Annotated in this window: 15 protein-coding genes; 8 read left to right on the top strand and 7 right to left on the bottom strand. The window is 68.3% G+C overall.

What is annotated here, in order from left to right; genetic code table 11:
* The first annotated feature begins 21 nt into the window (after window positions 1-21).
* Complete coding sequence (locus A5727_RS23865; RefSeq protein ID WP_068256201.1) at window positions 22-378, top strand: hypothetical protein; 357 nt, start codon at window positions 22-24, stop codon at window positions 376-378.
* Here the strand turns inward: A5727_RS23865 and rarD are convergent.
* The 3 genes from rarD to lspA are packed head-to-tail and all read right to left on the bottom strand — an operon-like array spanning window position 274 to window position 2,854.
* Complete coding sequence (gene rarD / locus A5727_RS23860) at window positions 274-1,269, bottom strand: EamA family transporter RarD (protein ID WP_082949994.1); 996 nt, start codon at window positions 1,267-1,269, stop codon at window positions 274-276. The two genes, A5727_RS23865 and rarD, sit on opposite strands and share 105 nt — an antisense overlap.
* Window positions 1,266-2,192, bottom strand: a complete 927-nt coding sequence (locus tag A5727_RS23855) for an RluA family pseudouridine synthase (protein WP_068256198.1) — start codon at window positions 2,190-2,192, stop codon at window positions 1,266-1,268. The genes rarD and A5727_RS23855 overlap by 4 nt, the downstream gene beginning before the upstream one ends.
* Window positions 2,192-2,854 (bottom strand): signal peptidase II, encoded by a 663-nt coding sequence (gene lspA / locus A5727_RS23850; RefSeq protein WP_502687708.1) that lies wholly within the window; start codon window positions 2,852-2,854, stop codon window positions 2,192-2,194. Before lspA ends, A5727_RS23855 begins: the two co-directional genes overlap by 1 nt.
* Window positions 2,855-2,930: 76 nt before the next feature.
* Between lspA and A5727_RS23845 the strand changes: the two genes are divergently transcribed.
* On the top strand, window positions 2,931-3,833 hold the full coding sequence (locus tag A5727_RS23845; RefSeq protein WP_068256195.1) for an asparaginase: 903 nt from the start codon (window positions 2,931-2,933) through the stop codon (window positions 3,831-3,833).
* Between the two features lie 3 nt (window positions 3,834-3,836).
* On the opposite strand, the gene A5727_RS23840 is transcribed toward A5727_RS23845, so the two are convergent.
* On the bottom strand, window positions 3,837-5,162 hold the full coding sequence (locus A5727_RS23840; RefSeq protein WP_068256582.1) for a DNA polymerase IV: 1,326 nt from the start codon (window positions 5,160-5,162) through the stop codon (window positions 3,837-3,839).
* Window positions 5,163-5,228: 66 nt separating this feature from the next.
* On the opposite strand from A5727_RS23840, the gene A5727_RS23835 reads away from it, so the two are divergent.
* On the top strand, window positions 5,229-5,471 hold the full coding sequence (locus A5727_RS23835; RefSeq protein WP_068256191.1) for an RNA-binding S4 domain-containing protein: 243 nt from the start codon (window positions 5,229-5,231) through the stop codon (window positions 5,469-5,471).
* A 3-nt stretch (window positions 5,472-5,474) separates the two neighbouring features.
* Here the strand turns inward: A5727_RS23835 and ileS are convergent, their stop codons facing one another.
* Together ileS and A5727_RS23825 are read right to left on the bottom strand one after the other, a co-directional pair.
* Complete coding sequence (gene ileS / locus A5727_RS23830) at window positions 5,475-8,657, bottom strand: isoleucine--tRNA ligase (protein WP_068256188.1); 3,183 nt, start codon at window positions 8,655-8,657, stop codon at window positions 5,475-5,477.
* Between the two features lie 257 nt (window positions 8,658-8,914).
* On the bottom strand, window positions 8,915-9,469 hold the full coding sequence (locus tag A5727_RS23825; protein WP_068256185.1) for a hypothetical protein: 555 nt from the start codon (window positions 9,467-9,469) through the stop codon (window positions 8,915-8,917).
* Window positions 9,470-9,603: 134 nt separating this feature from the next.
* Here A5727_RS23825 and A5727_RS23820 point away from each other — a divergent pair, with 134 nt between their 5' ends.
* The 5 genes from A5727_RS23820 to A5727_RS23800 all read left to right on the top strand — a co-directional run bounded on the left by A5727_RS23820 (window position 9,604) and on the right by A5727_RS23800 (window position 15,298).
* Entirely contained in the window at window positions 9,604-9,972 is a 369-nt protein-coding gene (locus tag A5727_RS23820) for a DNA-binding protein (RefSeq protein ID WP_068256182.1), read from the top strand.
* 35 nt (window positions 9,973-10,007) lie between these two features.
* Entirely contained in the window at window positions 10,008-10,742 is a 735-nt protein-coding gene (locus A5727_RS23815; RefSeq protein ID WP_068256179.1) for a hypothetical protein, read from the top strand.
* Window positions 10,743-10,897: 155 nt separating this feature from the next.
* Window positions 10,898-13,984, top strand: coding sequence for an MMPL/RND family transporter (locus A5727_RS23810; protein ID WP_231992207.1), 3,087 nt, complete (start codon window positions 10,898-10,900; stop codon window positions 13,982-13,984).
* Between the two features lie 31 nt (window positions 13,985-14,015).
* Window positions 14,016-14,729, top strand: coding sequence for a GAP family protein (locus tag A5727_RS23805; protein WP_068256176.1), 714 nt, complete (start codon window positions 14,016-14,018; stop codon window positions 14,727-14,729).
* Window positions 14,730-14,779: 50 nt separating this feature from the next.
* Entirely contained in the window at window positions 14,780-15,298 is a 519-nt protein-coding gene (locus tag A5727_RS23800) for a hypothetical protein (RefSeq protein WP_068256174.1), read from the top strand.
* A 12-nt stretch (window positions 15,299-15,310) separates the two neighbouring features.
* Here A5727_RS23800 and A5727_RS23795 read toward each other — a convergent pair whose 3' ends face one another.
* Window positions 15,311-16,546 (bottom strand): Rv1490 family membrane protein, encoded by a 1,236-nt coding sequence (locus tag A5727_RS23795; RefSeq protein ID WP_157521543.1) that lies wholly within the window; start codon window positions 16,544-16,546, stop codon window positions 15,311-15,313.
* Between the last annotated feature and the right edge of the window lie 20 nt (window positions 16,547-16,566).

The following is a 16,566-nucleotide window of genomic DNA, read 5'->3' as shown; positions in this document are numbered from 1 at the left end:
GCTGCGGGACAATAACTCAGCATGAGGCCGCTCTGGACGGGACTGCTCGCGATCGCCCTCACCGTCGCCGGCATCGGCGTGCTGCGGACGGCCGTCGAGATGCGCACCGGGGAGGTGCTCCAGCGGTCGTGCGCCCCGGCTCCGCTCGCCGGATACTGTGTCGAACGCCGCGTGCTGTCGGCCATTCCGCTGCTGCGGGAGGAGCGTCGCACCGTCGAGGTGCACCACGCGGGCAACCCCGCCCGCAGTCTGTACCTGCCCGACCCGTTCCTGTCAGCGGTCACCATCGCGTGGAGTCCCAGCCGGGTCACCCTCACCGACGACCTCGGCTACGCCCTGGTGCTCGACGACGGTTACCTGCGCAGGCTCCGCGACTGACGGCGCGCGGCGCGCGCGCCGGACGGCATCGGTGGTGAACACCGCCAGCGCCACCCAGATCAGAGCGAAGCCGACCCAGCGGGCGGTCGGCATGGGTTCGTGCCCGACCAGGACTCCCCAGGTCATCTGCATCGCGGGATTCAGGTACATCAGCAGGCCGAGGGTCACCAGTGCCAGGCGTTGGGCGGCGGCCGCGAAGAACAGCAGCGGTATGGCGGTCAGTGGGCCCGCCACGACCGACAGCGCGATGTGCCACCCGCCGCTGGACAGGAAGTGACCGGAGCCGGTCCATCCGAGCACGGCAAGGTAGGCCAGCGCGAAAGGCGCCGCGAGCCCGGCCTCCACGCCGACGCTGACCCGTGGGTCGGTCGGGACGATCTTCTTGACCACGCCGTAGAGGCCGAACGAGAACGCCAGCCCCAACCCGATCCACGGTGGCGCACCGACCTGCACCACCACGCCCGCCACGGCGGCCACGGCGATGACCAGGGCCAGCACCTGCATGCGGTTGAGCCGCTCCCGAAAGAGCAGCATTCCCAACAGCACACTGACCAGGGGGTTGATGAAGTATCCGAGTGCCGCGTCGACGACGTGGCCGTTGCTCACGGCGTAGATGTAGATGACCCAGTTCATCGAGATCAGCGCCGACGCGGCGGCCAGCAGCAGCCAGACCCGTCCGCTGATTCGACACAGGTCGCCCAGTCGCCGCACCGCTGCGACGACGGCCAGCATGAAGACCAGCGTCCACACGATCCGGTGCGCCAACACCTCGAAGGCGCCCGCGGGCTTCAGCAGCGGGAAGAACGCCGGGAACAGGCCCCAGCTGCCGTAGGCGCCCAACCCGAAGAGCAGGCCGGCGCGCGAAGTGCGCTGTGTGGCGTCCAGACTCACTCGTGCTGGCGCAGCACGTCGAGCGCGTGCTGCAGGTCGGCCGGATACGGGCTGGTGATCTCGATCCGCCGTCCGTCGGCGGGATGTGCGAACGCCAGAGAGCGCGCATGCAGCCACTGCCGTTCCAGCCCCAGCTTTTTCGCCAGAGTGGGGTCGGCACCGTAGGTGATGTCGCCGCAGCACGGATGGTGCAGCGCCGCGAAGTGCACACGGATCTGATGAGTGCGTCCGGTCTCGAGGTGCACGTCGAGCAGGCTGGCCGCGACGAAGGCCTCGACCGTGTCGTAGTGCGTGATGCTGTGCCGCCCGTTCTCGGTGACCGCGAATTTCCAGTCGTGGCCCCGATGCCGGCCGATGGGCGCATCGATGGTGCCGCTGGACGGGTCCGGATGACCCTGAACCAGGGCGTGATAGCGCTTGTCGACGGTGCGCTGCTTGAAGGCCCGCTTCAGGACGGTGTAGGCGCGTTCGGACAGCGCCACGACCATCACACCTGAGGTGCCGACGTCCAGGCGGTGCACGATGCCCTGCCGCTCGTGGATTCCGGACGTGCTGATCCGGTATCCGGCGGCCGCCAGGCCGCCCAGCACGGTCGGGCCGTGCCAGCCGACAGTCGCGTGTGCCGCCACACCGGGCGGCTTGTCGACCGCCACGATGTCGTCGTCGGAGTACAGGATCGACATGCCCTCGATGTCCTCGGGCGTATTGGTCGGGGGCGCGGCCGGTTCGGGCAGCCGGACCTCCAGCCACGCGCCCGCGGTCAGCCGATCGGACTTGCCCGCCCGGACGCCGTCGATGTCGACCCCACCGTCCTCGGCCAGTGCCGCGGCCGCGGTCCGGGACAGTCCCAGAAGCCGCGCCAGGCCGGCGTCGACCCGCATACCCGCCAGTCCCTCCGGGACGGGCATCGACCGGTCGGCCATCACTGCTCGTCGGCGGACGCGGATTCGGCCATCCGCCTGCCGGCCACGTCGTAGTCGAACCCGAACAGCGACAGCGTGACCAGCAGGATCGCCCCACCGACCACCGCCGGGTCAGCCACGTTGAAGACCGGCCACCAGCCGATCTGAAGGAAGTCGACCACGTGTCCCCGAAGCGGGCCGGGTGACCGGAAGAACCGGTCCACGAGGTTGCCGAGCGCCCCGCCGAGGATCATCCCCAGGCCCAGCGCCCACCACGGCGACACAAGCCGCCGCCCCATCCAGATGATGCCGATCACCACACCGGTGGCAACCAGCGTGAGCACCCATGTGTAGCCCGTGGCCATCGAGAACGCCGCACCTGAGTTGCGCACCAGCGTCCAGGTGACCGTGTCGCCGATGATCGAGACGGGCTGGCCGGGAGTCAGGAGCCGGACCGCGAGAACCTTGGTGACGATGTCGAGCAGCAGAACCACCGCCGCGACCGACAGCAGCAGACGCAGACGTCCCTGCGGCGCCGGAGCCGCTGCGGTCGCCACGGGGGCGGTCTCAGCCGGTTCGGCGGTCGACTCGGTGTCGGCCGGGGCAGCGTCCTCGGCGTCCTCGCGCACCTCGTCTGCCGCGGACGTCCCTGGTTCGACCGCGCCGGGAGATTCGTCAGTCACTCCCCCATCATCCCTCAGTCGCGCGCCGATGCCGGACACCGCACCACCGCGCAGTATCAGCAGGCATGATCTGGCCATGACTCGGCTCGTCGTGATCACGACCGGCGGCACCATCGCCACCAGCACCGGCGCCGACGGCGTCAGACGCCCCACGCACACTGGTTCTGAGCTGTTGTCGCAGGTCAGCCCGGATGCCGAGGTCACGGTGGTGGACCTGATGTCGCGGGACAGTTCCGAGCTGACGCCGGCGGACTGGGACGCCATCGCCCAGTCTGTCGCCGAGGCCGCCGCCAGCGCGGACGGCGTCGTGGTGACGCACGGCACCGACACACTCGAGGAGACCGCACTGTGGTGTGAGCTGACCTACGACGGCGCGGCGCCGGTCGTGCTCACCGGAGCGATGCACAGCGCCGATGCACCGGACGCCGACGGTCCGGCCAACCTGCGCCAAGCCCTTGCCGTGGCGGCCGACCCCGGTGCCCGGGGTGCGGGTGTCCTGGTGTGCATGGCGGGGCGCCTGTTCGCACCGCGCGGTCTGTACAAGACGGGGGCGGGGTTCGTCGGCGCCGAGGTGCTGCTGCCGACCGGCCGGACCCGGCCGTTCCTGGGTGCGGTGTCCGCGGTTCGGGCACCGCGGGTGGACATCGTCGGGGCCTATCCGGGCGCTGACGGCGCGGCGATCGACGCGTGCGTGGCCGCGGGCGCGCAGGCGATCGTGCTGGAGGCACTGGGGTCGGGCAACGCCGGCCAACCGGTGGTGGCCGCGGTGCGGCGGCACGCCGCCGCGGGTGTCGCCGTCGCGGTCTCGACCCGAGTGCCGGGTGGACACGTCAGCCCCGGATACGGGCCCGGCGCCGCGCTTGTGGAGGCCGGGGCACTGATGGTGCCGACGCTGCGCCCGTCGCAGGCGCGGGTGCTGCTGATGGCCGCCCTCGCGGCGGGCGCCCCGGTGCCGGAGGTGCTGGCACGGTGGGGTTGACGCTCACTGATCGGGCTCGTCGCTCGACGGGTCGATGAAGTCCGGCCAGTCCAGGCTGTCGACCGGGTCGGCCCGCACCACGCCGGGATCGTCCACCGCGAAGTTGCGGACCAGACCGGGCCCGCTGGATCTGGTTTCGAACCGCACGGTCATGACGCCGTGCCCGGCGCCCTGTACCCACCCGTGCCCGTATTCCGGATGGCGCACGTCGTCACCGATGCGCCAACCGTCGGCCTGGGGTTCGGGTGCCGTATCGGGTGCGCGGGCGGTGCCCATCTCGGTCTGCTCCTGCTCCAACTCCGGGAACAGGGACTCCTGCCGCACATCTGACAGACCCGAAAAGCCCACGCCCAGAAGGCGGATGGGGCCGACCTCGATCGGATCGAGCAGCAGCCTGCGCGCCGTCGCGCTCAGCGTCGCGGCGTCGGCGGTCGCGTACGGCAGGGTGGCTGATCGCGTCAGGGTGGACATGTCGGCCTTCTTGAGCTTGACCGTCACGGTGCGTGCGCCCCGGCCGTCGCGCTGCAGGCGGCGGTGCGCGTGTTCGGCGATCGGCCCGGTGGCCTCGATCAACTGCGCCAGCGTGGTCAGATCGGCCGGGAACGTCGACTCGGCGCTGATCTGTTTGGCCTCGGCCCGTTCGGCGACGGGGCGATCGTCGATTCCCCGTGCCAGCCGGTGCAGTGCGGGTCCGATCGTGGCGCCCAGGATGCTGGCCACCTCGGTGTCGTCCAGCGCGGCCAACTCGCCCACGGTCTCGATCCCCAGACGGTGCAGCTTCTCCTCAGCCACCGGCCCGATCCCCCACAGCCTGCGCACCGGCAGGCCGTCGAGCAGCTCACGCTCCTCACTTCTGCGGACCACCCGAACGCCGTCGGGTTTGGCCAGTCCCGAGGCGATCTTGGCGATCTGCTTACCGGATCCGGCCCCGACAGAGGCCACCAGTCCGGTCTCGTCGAGGACGCGCCGCCGAAGCCGCTCACAGAACTGTTCGACCTGATCGCCCGCGGCGCCCGCGAGTTCGGCCGGCTCGCCGAACGCCTCGTCGAACGACAACTGCTCGAGCACTGGGACAACCGCGCGGATCGTGTCGAAGACGCGCCGACTGGCCACCGAGTAGACGGCGCCGCGCGGTGGCAGCACAACGGCGCCGGCCCCGACCTGGCGGCGTGCCTGATGCATCGGCATCGCCGAGTGCGCGCCGAAGACGCGGGCCTCATAGCTGGCGCCGGCCACCACTCCCCGGCCGCCGAGCCCGCCGACCAGCACGGGGCGGCCGCGCAGTGTGGGCCTGGTGAGCTGCTCGACGGACGCGAAGAACGCGTCCATGTCGAGGTGCAGCACCCACCGGGCCGAGACGTCCACGTGCCGATGCTAGGTCGTTAGGCTGACGCCATGAGCCAGCAGGCCGGTCCCGCCGGCGGAGTCCAGGACGTGCCGATCCGCGACGACTCGATCAGGCTGGGCCAGTTCCTCAAACTGGCCGGCCTGATCGACACAGGCGCCGACGCCAAGGTGGTGATCGCCAACGGCGGCGTCACGGTCAACGGCGAGGTCGAGCACCGGCGCGGCAGGCAACTGCATGTCGGCGACGTCGTGGTGCACGGCGACTCGGGCGCGCGGGTCGCCGCCGGGTGAAGTTCACGCCTTGACGATCGACACCCGCACTCCGTCGCCGATGTCCTGGGCATCCGACAGATCATCCGGCGACACGAAATCGAAACTGGTGGCCAGGATCTCGCCCGCGATCAGATCGCGGTGAGTGTGCGCCCACTGCTGCTTGTCGGTGCCGTCCTGCGGCACGGCGATCCGCACCGCGATCCGGTCTGACACCTCCAGTCCCGTGGACTTGCGCAGATCCTGCAGTTCGCGGATGCGGTCCTTGGCCCACCCCTCGGCCTCCAGCTCCGGGGTGACGGCCGCGTCGAGCACCACAAGTCCGGCGCCACCGGGCAGGGCCGCGGTGTACTCGGGATCGGCGGCGACGAGTTTCGAGCTGTACTCCTCGGGCAGCAGTGTCGCCGGCCCCGCGGTCAGTGTCCCGTCGGCGTTGACGACGCCCTCGCCGGCCTTGACGGCCTTGATCGCGGCCTGCACGTCCTTACCGATCCGCGGACCCGCTGCGCGCGCGTTGACGGTCAACTCGAAGCGACCGTAGCTGGCGATGTCGTCGGTCAGTTCGACGGCCTTGACGTTCAGCTCGTCGGCGATCAGATCGGTGAACGTCGCGAGCTGCGCAGGATCCTCCACCGCGACAGTCAGTTTCGGCAGCGGCAGACGTACGCGCAACTTCTTGGACTTGCGCAGCGACGACCCGACCGAGCACACCTCGCGGACCTGGTCCATGGCGGCAACCAACGCCGGATCCTTGGGCAGGTCAGCCTCGGGCCAGTCGGTCAGGTGCACCGAACGCCCGCCGGTGAGCCCACGCCAGACCACCTCGGTCGCCAGGGGCAGCAGCGGCGCCGCCAGCCGTGCGGTGACCTCGAGCACCGTGTGCAGCGTGTCGATCGCGTCGCGATCCTCTTCCCAGAACCGGTTTCGGGACCTGCGCACGTACCAGTTGGTCAGTGCCTCGGTGAACTGGCGCAGTTGATCGCAGGCGACGGAGATGTCGCAGGTGTCCAGCGATTCGGTGAGATCGTCGCGCAGCACCGCGAGCTTGGCCAGGATGTAGCGATCCAGCACATGCTGCGAATCCGTACGCCACTGACCGACTTTCGGCGCGTAGAGCGCCAGGAAGCTGTAGGCGTTGGACAACGGCAGCAGCACCTGCCGCACCCCCTCGCGGATGCCCTGCTCGGTGACGATGAGGTTGCCGCCGCGCAGAATCGGCGAGGCCATCAGGAACCAGCGCATGGCATCGGATCCGTCGCGGTCGAACACCTCCGACACATCCGGGTAGTTCCGCAGCGACTTGCTCATCTTCTGCCCGTCGTTGCCCAGCACGATGCCGTGCGACACACAGGTTCTGAAGGCCGGCTTGTCGAACAGCGCAGTGGACAGCACGTGCAGCGTGTAGAACCACCCGCGGGTCTGACCGATGTACTCCACGATGAAGTCACCGGGGAAATGGCCCGCGACCGTCTCGGTGGGATCGGTGCTGTCGACTCCGTCGAACCAGGCCTGGTTCTCGAACGGATAGTGCACCTGCGCATACGGCATCGAGCCCGAGTCGAACCAGACGTCGAACACGTCCTCGATCCGGCGCATGGTCGACTTTCCGGTCGGATCGTCGGGGTTCGGCCTGGTCAACTCATCGATGAAGGGGCGATGCAGGTTGTCGGGGCGCACGCCGAAGTCGCGCTCGAGTTCGTCGAGACTGCCGTAGACGTCGATCCTGGGATACGCCGGATCCTCGGACGTCCACACCGGGATCGGGGTGCCCCAGTAGCGATTTCGCGAGATGGACCAGTCGCGCGCACCCTGCAGCCATTTGCCGAACTGACCGTCCTTGACGTGCTCGGGATACCAGGTGATCTCCTGGTTCAGCTCGACCATCCGGTCCCGGAACTCGGTCACCTTGACGAACCAGGACGACACGGCGCGGTAGATCAGTGGGTTACGGCAGCGCCAGCAGTGCGGGTAGGAGTGCTCGTAGGTCTCGTGCCGCAGGAGCACCGCCCCGTTGCGACCCGCGGCACCCGTGCCGTTCTTGAGGTCACGGATGATCTGCGGGTTGGCGTCGAAGACCTGCTGCCCCTGGTAGTCGGCGACGGAGGCGTCGAAGCGCCCCTTGGAGTCCACGGGCGTGGCGGGCACGATGCCCGCGGTGTCGGCGGTCGCCTTGTCGTCCTCACCGTAGGCCGGGGCCATGTGCACGATCCCGGTGCCGTCGTCGGTGGTGACGAACTCCCCGCGCAGCACCACAAAGGCGTTGTCCGCCTTGTCCGTGTCCATGAAGTACGGGAATGGCGGCAGGTAGCGGGTGCCGAGCAGTTCGGCGCCGGTGAACGTCGCAAGGACCTCCGGCTCCTCCCCCAATTCCTTTGCGTAGGAGGCCAGTCGGGCCTCCGCCAGGACGTAGCGATTCCCGTCGAGGCCGCGCACGTCGACGTAGGTGACGTCGGGGTTGACCGCGACCGCCTGGTTCGACGGCAGGGTCCACGGCGTCGTCGTCCAGACCAGCAGGTGCGAGCCCGCGAGCGGACCGTCCGGGATCGCGAAGCCCACGGTCAGCGCCGGGTCCTGCCGGCTCTGGTAGACGTCGTCGTCCATGCGCAGTTCATGGCTCGACAGCGGCGTCTCGTCGTTCCAGCAGTACGGCAGAACGCGGAAGCCCTCATAGGCCAGGCCCTTGTCCCACAACTGCTTGAAGGCCCAGATCACCGATTCCATGAAGGACAGGTCCAGGGTCTTGTAGTCGTTGTCGAAGTCGACCCAACGGGCCTGTCGGGTGACGTAGGCGCGCCACTCGTCGGTGTACTTGAGCACCGATGCGCGGCAGGCATCGTTGAACTTCTCGATGCCCATCTCCTCGATCTGCGCCTTGTCGGTGATGCCGAGCTGACGCTGCACCTCGAGTTCGGCGGGCAGTCCGTGGGTGTCCCAGCCGAAGCGGCGGTCGACCTTGTATCCGCGCATGGTGCGGTAACGAGGCACGATGTCCTTGACGTAACCGGTCAGGAGATGGCCGTAGTGCGGCAGGCCGTTGGCGAACGGCGGGCCGTCATAGAAGACGTACTCGGGGGCACCCTCACGGCGGGCGATGCTGGCCCGGAACGTGTCGTCGTCCTCCCAGAACTTGAGGACCTCGGCCTCCAGAGCCGGAAAGTTCGGCGCGCCGCCGGGCAGCTTGGGATACGCGTCGGGACTCGAAACCACTGGGTGCCTCTCCTGTGCCTTGATCAGGGCACGGGGACGATCACCCGCACTGTGTGCGAGCGCCGCGGTACCACCCCGCTTGCGTGCCCACGGGGCACGCCGCTCAACTCTGTGGCTGTGACGGGCCAGCCCCGTTCGGTTCTACTGGGCCGGCGCTGGTGGCCGACCGTTCTTCCGAAGGCTCCCCGGTGATGGCCGGATCGACGCCGCTGAGAGTTGATTCTAGTCGGGCACGCAAATCAGCTGCCCGTGGCCGTTCACCCCGAGGTGGTGGCGACCATCGCAAGTGGGAACTGCTCGTCGAGTTCGGCGATCGTCGCTGCGTCGAAGCTGCGCGTGTCGTACCACCAGTCGAGGTAGAGCACGTCGGCGCCCAGCCGAGTGTGCAGGACCAGCAGACACCCCGCTTCCGGAGACGTTCCCTCAACGGACGAACGGTAGGACACCAGCGTCATCGGCGTCACCGCCCGGCCGGCGGGCTGAACCCTGGAGATCGCGTCCGCGCCGCCGAGCCCCCACTCGGCGGTGCACGCAAGAGTGACGGTTGCCGGTGGGCCGGATTCCCCGTCGAGCCGCACCACCAGCTCACCCGCGCCGATGGCCCGGCCGATCGTGCGCCCCAGGGCGGCGGTCACCAGATGTTCGACCGGCACGTCTGCGCGCTGCGACTCCGCGAGCAGTTCCTCAGTCAGCAAACGGCTCAGTCGGCTGGCCCTCTTTGCCATGTCCTGGCGGGAGGGCAATGCCTCCGCGTGGTGGTCGGTGACCCAGGAGGCGGACTCCGGCGAACGGACAAGGAAGGGGGCAGCCATTCGTCCACCGTACCGGCGACTGTCCCAGATTTGGGAGAGATGTGTCAGAAGTCTGACATATGTGTCAATAACGGCCGCGGAATTTCGCAACGCACTACGTGCGAAATACAAGGTCGGGCGCTTATGGTGGGTGGGTGCCACGGACCGATGAGAATGGCAGGCAGCTCAAGGCCCTGCTCGACTACCTCCTCGACGGCGACGTCGATGCCAAGGCCATCTACACGGCCCTCGGGGTGTCCAGCAGCACCTACTACCGGCGCATCAAAGAAGCCGACTACCCCAGCGCGGAGGAATTGCGCCAGGTGGCCGACCGGTTTGCACTCAGCTATCCCGATCTGCAGATCCGATTCGGCCTCATGAGCCGTCAAGAGGTCTATAACTATCTGCAGGCCGCACCAGTCGAGGTTCTGACGGTCACCGACCGGCACCACACGCAGGTGCGCCCGACGCACCGCAAACGCCTGTCGGACCTGACCCCTCGACCTGACGCCCCGCCGCTGTAATCCCCACTGACCTCCGTTCGCCGAAAGCCCCGCAGATGGCCCTCACTGTCCTCATCACGATCACCTTGGTGTGCATCGGGTGGAGCCTGTGGATTCGTCGTGTCACGTGGTCATGCCGGTGGGAGGTCGCCGCGACGCTCAACATTGCTCTGCAGGGCGCCGCGGTGCTGCTGATGTCGCCGATGGCCTCGGAGCGGCTGGGGCCTGTGCTGCACCGCTACACCGGGAAGTGGAACCTCGAGGACTACCTGGGCCACGACCTGTACATCGTCGCGGCGTCCGCGATCGTCTACAACGCGCTCGGGCGCCTGCAGGACGACGACGCGATGCGCCTGTCGTTCAAGCAGTACGTCGAGCGGCCGGCAACACTGTGCATTCCCGTGCTGCTCGCGACCTTCTGGATGGGCAACGGCTCACACGTGTACCGCGCCGACTTCTTCACCGTGCCGACGGACGTCTGGCTCGCGCTGTACTGGATCGTGCTGTGCGGAATGTTGATCTACCTGCTCGGCTACGGCGGTCGGGCGCTGCTGGTCCTGCGCCGCGATCCTCGATCCCGGCTCATCGCGACCGTGTATCTGATCGCGACCGCCAGCGGGATCCTGGCCTGCGGGATCCGGATCGCGACGGCGCTGCTCCCCGAGCTGCAGCCACTCGAGAACGGCCGCATGGTCTGGTTCTTCGCGTGCATGTGCGGAGCGGTCTTCGCGCTGACGGCCGCACAGTCGTGGCGGCAGAAGCTGCGCGGCCCCACAACCGTCAGGCGGTGACCCCCCGCGGCACGTCCGGCGACCTGACCCTGGCCCCTCGGCGCTCCGCATAGACTGACGGGGCTGAACGGACCCGCCGTCCCACGGACCCGCGTCCGCCACCAGTGTTCCGCCGCAGCGGTTGGATCAGACAGACACCGGATCAACAGGGGTTTTTGAGCATCAGTAGGGCAACTCAGCTGCTGCAGCGTCTGGAGCGCTTCACAGAGCCGGGCGAGGGCGGCATCTTCCGCTGGCTCGGTTCCGTGGTCGTCCGCTGGCCCTGGCTCGTGATCGGCCTGTGGCTGCTGATGGCGGCCGGGCTGCCGCCGATGTTCCCGTCGCTGACCGAGTTGTCCCAGAAGACGCCGTCGGCGATGGTCCCCGCCGATGCCCCAGGCTCCGTTGCGGCCCGCACGATGGCCGAGGCCTTCGACGAAGCCGGCAACGACAACATGCTGTTGGTGGTCCTGTCCGACGAGGACGGGCTGGGCGAGGACGATGAGGCGGTCTACCGCAGGCTGGTCGACAAGCTGCACGCCAACACCCAGGACGTCGTCACGATCCAGGACTTCATCACCACGCCGCCGCTGCGGCAGGTGATGACCAGCGAGGACAACAAGGCCTGGCTGCTGCCGGTGAGCTTGACCGGCGAGTTGGGTTCGCCGCAGTCCTACACCGCCACCACGAACGTCATCGCGATGGTCAAGGACACCGCCAAGGACACCGGTGTCACCGTGCATGTCACGGGGCCCGCCGCGACCCTGGCCGATATCGCCGAGGTCGGCGAACACGACCGCGTGATCATCGAGATCGCCACCGTCGGCATGCTGTTGACGATCCTGCTGATCATCTACCGCAACCCGCTGACGATGCTGCTTCCCCTGTTGACCATCGGGGTGTCGCTGCTGACGGCCAACGGACTGGTGGCGTTCCTCGGTGACATGGGCCTGAGCATCTCGGGCCAGACGATCGTGTTCCTGACCGCGATGCTGTGCGGCGCGGGCACCGACTACGCGGTCTTCCTGATCAGCCGGTATCACGACTTCATCCGCCTCGGCGAGGACTCCGATCGCGCGGTGTGCAGCGCCTTGACCTCGATCGGAAAGGTGATCGTCGCCTCGGCGGCCACGGTGGCGATCACGTTCCTGGGCATGATCTTCACCGACCTGACCATCTTCTCCTCGGTCGGTGTCGCGCTGGCCGTCGCGATCGCGGTCTGCTGCACGGCCGCCGTGACCTTCCTGCCCGCGGTGCTGGTGCTCACCGGGCGACGAGGGTGGGTTTCGCCGCGGCGCAGCATGACCACGCGAATGTGGCGCCGCTCGGGCGTGCGGATCGTGCGCAAGCCGAGGTCCAACCTGGCGGTCAGCCTGATCCTGCTGATCGTGCTCGCATCGAGCGCGGGATTCGCGACGTTCAACTACGACGACCGCAAGGCGCTGCCGTCCACGGTGGAGAGCCTGCAGGGCTACGAGGCGATCGGAAAGCACTTCCCGGTGAACTCGAGCCTGCCGCAGTACCTCCTGGTGACCTCACCGCAGGATCTGCGCAGCCCGAAGGCACTGGCCGACCTCGAGCAGATGGCACAGCGGATCAGCCAGCTGCCCGACATCGAGGCGGTCCGGGGCATCACGCGGCCCACCGGCGAATCGCTTGAGCAGGCCAGGTTGTCGTTCCAGGCCGGCGAGGTCGGCTCAAAGCTCAACGACGCGTCGTCGATGATCTCCGGCCGCACCGCGGAACTGGACACGCTGGCCGGTGGCGCCGACCAGGTCGCCGACGCACTCGGCGGGGTGCGCGGCCAGCTCTCCCAGGCCGCCGCGACGGTCAGCGGGCTGATCGATGCCCTGACCTCGATGGAGAAGCAGTTCGGCGGAGACAAGACGCTCCAGGAGTTCGACAGCGCGGCCAAGCTCGTGACCTCGATGCAGGCCCTTGGTGAGTCCCTCGGGGTGAGCCTCGACGACACCGCGGGCTCCATTGAGCAGGCCCGCCCCGTGGTGAACGCGCTCAACGCGAGCCCGATCTGCGACGCCGATCCGTCCTGCGTCAACACCAGGCGCCAACTGCAGCGCCTGGTCGACGCCGGCGACGACGGCACCCTGGCCAGCATCGCCCAACTGGCCAAGCAGTTGCGGACGACGCAGTCCAGCCAGACGCTCGGCGGAACGGCCAGCGGCCTGCGCAGCGCGTTGGACACCGCCACCAAGGCACTGCGCTCTGCGGGCGTCAGCGACTCCAACAGCATGCGCAAGCAGTGGGCCACGCTGCAGCAGGGCGCCAAGACGCTTGCCGAGGCCAGCCGCCAGGTCGCCGACGGCGTGCAGCTTCTGGTCAACGAGACCAAGAAGATGGGCGGCGGGCTCGAAGACGCCTCGGCGTTCCTGCTGGCCATGAAGAACGACGCCACCACGCCGTCGATGTCGGGGTTCTACATCCCGCCGCAGTTCCTGGCCGGGGACGACTTCAAGAAAGCCGCTGAGCTGTTCTTCTCCCCCGATGGTCACACCGTGCGCTACATGATCCAGACCAAGTTGAATCCGTTCAGCACCGAGGCCATGGACCAGATCGACGCGATCATCAACGTCGCCCGCGGCGCACAGCCCAACACCACGCTCTCGGACGCCACGGTGTCGATGACCGGGTACACGGTGTCCCTGCGCGACACCCGCGACTACTACAACGGCGACATCCGGTTCATCATCATCGTGACCGTCGCGGTGGTGTTCCTGATCCTGGTGGTCCTGCTGCGCGCGTTGGTCGCACCGCTGTATCTCATTGCCTCCGTGGTGATCTCGTATATGTCAGCGCTGGGTATCGGCGTTCTTCTGTTCCAGAAGATCCTGGGTCAGGAGTTGCACTGGAGTGTGCCCGGCCTGACGTTCATCATCCTGGTGGCCGTCGGCGCCGACTACAACCTGCTGCTCATCTCCCGAATACGGGAGGAGGCCAGCCACGGACTGCGCACCGCGGTCATCCGCACGGTCGGCGCGACAGGTGGAGTGATCACCACCGCGGGGCTGATCTTCACGGCGTCGATGTTCGGACTCCTGTTCGCCAGCATCAGCACGCTGGTCCAGGCCGGTTTCATCATCGGGGTGGGCATCCTGCTCGACACGTTCCTGGTGCGCACCACGACCGTGCCCGCCATGGCGGTGCTGGTCGGCCGGTTCAACTGGTGGCCGTCTCGGTGGCAGCCGGTCTCCAGACCCTCGCATCCACCGCGCGAGGCCGAACCTGTGGCCGCGGGCGTCGACTGACGCTCGGACTCGTTGAGTAAGGTCGGCTCGTATGTGGATCACCGTGCTGGGACTTGCCCTCGCGGTGAACTTCGAACCCATGAGGCTGGGGCTCATCACGGTGGCGCTCAGCAGGCCCAAACCCGTTCTGCAACTTCTGGCATTCCTGACCGGAAGCTTCGTGATGAGCGCGACGGCCGGGTTGATCGTGCTGTTCGTGGTGCGTCCGGGTCTCGTCGGCCCGCTGCAGTTCGACCGTGCCACGGTGCATCTGGTGCTGGGGGTGCTGGCTCTCGCGTTGGCCGCGGTGCTGGCGGTGCGGGCAGGACCACGTCGCAGCGCCGTCGATTCCACGGTCGCCACGGCCTCCCCTGATGCCGAGTTCGCGAATGACCATGCGCCCCGCGCGGTTCGGGCGGTGCTGACCCGGGCGCGTGGTCTCGCCCGCGGCAGTTCCCCGTGGTTCTCCGGAGCGATGGGACTGGGCATCGCGATACCGTCGATCGACTACCTGGCACTGCTCGTGTTGATCGCCACGGCGGGCGGCGCACCGGCGACCCAGGCCGGACTGTTGTTCACCTTCATCACGGTGGCCAATGCCGTCGTCGCGCTCCCGCTGGTCAGCTTCCTCATCGCGCCCGAGTCCACCCGAATGCGCCTGGAGTCCCTGCGACTCTGGGTGGCCGCGCGCACGCGCCGCGACGTCGCGCTGGTGCTGGCCATCGCGGGAGTTGCGCTGACAGTCCTTGGCATCAGCGGATTGTGAGCGCCGCGGGGCCCTATGATGAACGACAACCCCCAACAGAGGAGTCTGCGGTGCGCCATCGCTCTGGACTGACACGGTCAGCGGTCGTCGCCGCCCTGGGTTTCGGAGTCCTGTTTGTCGGCAGTGTGCCCGCGCACGCCGAACCGGTCGATGAGCAGCGCAGTGACGTCGCGGCCGAGGACCAGGACCGAGACCGAGACGAGAGCCAGACGGTGCAGTGCCCGATCTGCCCGCCCGAGATCCAGCAGGCGCTCGCCCAGCTGGGACCGATGCCCGAACCGGGTCCGCTGCCGCCTGTCGAATGGCCCGCGGCCGAGGTCAGCGTGCCGGTCTCGGTGGGCGTGCCGGCACCCCCACTGCCACCGCTGGTGTTGAGCCCGGCCGCCGAAGCCGTCCTGCCGGAGTTGCCGTCACCGCAACTGCTTGCGGGGCCGGCCACGCTTCCGGCGCCGCCCGAGCTTCCACCCCCGCCGCCGCCAGTTCTTCTGCCGCCGCCACCCGAGCCGCCGCGGCTTCCACCGCCTCCGCCCCCGCCGGGACTGCCGCCGCCGCCCTGGCCGTTCGGCTGAGGTCTGCGGGCCTCAGCGCGTCGATCCGCCGCCGGGCGCCACGCCCAGCGGAATCAGCATGAACCCGAGCACCACGAGCGGGAAGAGCAGCAGCGTCCGGCGTGGTGGCACGTCATCGATCTCAGGTCTGCGCTGTGCGTAGAGCACGAACACCACGACGATGTCGAACGCGACCACCAGCAGCCATCGAGTCCAGTCGACGCCGGTGATGAACAGCGGGATGATCAGCAGCAGACCGAATGCCGGAAGCAGGATGTCGGACTTCAGCTCTGCGAAGAACGGGCGCATCGGCACACCCGAGAACCGCGCAACCGACCACAGCGTCGCGGACAGGCCCGCCAGTCCCAGCAGTATCGACCCGATCAGCGCCGGAACACCGACCGCCGCCACCTCCTTGAGTCCATCGGCCACGCTGTGGTCGTAGGTCGCCAGATACCACCCACACACCCAGTCGTGATAGTCCGACAGCACGGGAGTGTCAGTCGTCAGGTACGCCACCAGATCCCCCGGCGCCTTGATCGACGCGAACGGGGTCTCGATCATGCGGTGCGGGACCTGCGCACACACCCTGCCGCTCACGTCGTGGTTGGCGAATGCCGCGACCGCCAGGGCCGTCAGGAGACCGGGCGCGATGGCCAGTGCCGCCGCCCATCGCCGATCCCACCGTGCCAGCCCCTTGGCGAGCACCATGATGGCCAGGATCGCGCCGAGGCCGAACTCCAATGCCATGCCCTCGTGCATCAACGCCAGAACCGCGACGACGACGCCGAACACACCGCAGCAGATCAGGGCCGGGCGTCGGTGCTGGACGACACTGAGTGCCAGGCACAACGCGATCAGGGCCGTGGCCCCCAGCAGATCCGGGCGACCCGAGTAGACCGCGTACGGCACCCCGAACGGCAGCACGGGCAGCAGCAGCGCGAGCATGATGCGGCCCGGCGTACGAACCCTGCGCAGCAGGGTGAACGCCAGCGCCGCCAGTCCCGCCAGGTAGACGCCGGTGGTCAGCCACCGCATCAGGTAGGCGTTGCGGAAGAAGCTGTCGCCGGCGACGCCGCCGACGAGCTCACCCGCGAGTCCGCGACGCACAAACCCGAACTGGTAGTCGGCGATGTAGTACGAGATCAGATAGTGGTCAACGGGAATCACCGCCGCTGCCAGGTAGACGAACGCGGCCGACCAGACCAGGATCGCCAGCGCGACAGCGACGAAGACGCCAGAACGGCGACGGGTGGGAACAGAAGTCACCTGCACCCGGTCACCCTACT

Origin of the sequence: Mycobacterium sp. ACS4331 (genome assembly GCF_001667265.1) — a bacterium.
Classification (GTDB): Bacteria; Actinomycetota; Actinomycetes; order Mycobacteriales; family Mycobacteriaceae; genus Mycobacterium.
Note: the sequence above shows the minus strand (reverse complement) of the source record. Positions and strands in the feature narration are given on the sequence as shown.

What these genes read in the sequence shown, in the direction of transcription:
- A5727_RS23865 (WP_068256201.1), top strand. Translation starts at nt 22, where the DNA reads ATGAGGCCGCTCTGGACGGGACTGCTCGCGATCGCCCTCACCGTCGCC.
- A5727_RS23855 (WP_068256198.1), bottom strand. Translation starts at nt 2,192, where the DNA reads ATGGCCGACCGGTCGATGCCCGTCCCGGAGGGACTGGCGGGTATGCGG.
- A5727_RS23845 (WP_068256195.1), top strand. Translation starts at nt 2,931, where the DNA reads ATGACTCGGCTCGTCGTGATCACGACCGGCGGCACCATCGCCACCAGC.
- A5727_RS23840 (WP_068256582.1), bottom strand. Translation starts at nt 5,162, where the DNA reads ATGGACGCGTTCTTCGCGTCCGTCGAGCAGCTCACCAGGCCCACACTG.
- A5727_RS23835 (WP_068256191.1), top strand. Translation starts at nt 5,229, where the DNA reads ATGAGCCAGCAGGCCGGTCCCGCCGGCGGAGTCCAGGACGTGCCGATC.
- A5727_RS23825 (WP_068256185.1), bottom strand. Translation starts at nt 9,469, where the DNA reads ATGGCTGCCCCCTTCCTTGTCCGTTCGCCGGAGTCCGCCTCCTGGGTC.
- A5727_RS23815 (WP_068256179.1), top strand. Translation starts at nt 10,008, where the DNA reads ATGGCCCTCACTGTCCTCATCACGATCACCTTGGTGTGCATCGGGTGG.
- A5727_RS23805 (WP_068256176.1), top strand. Translation starts at nt 14,016, where the DNA reads ATGTGGATCACCGTGCTGGGACTTGCCCTCGCGGTGAACTTCGAACCC.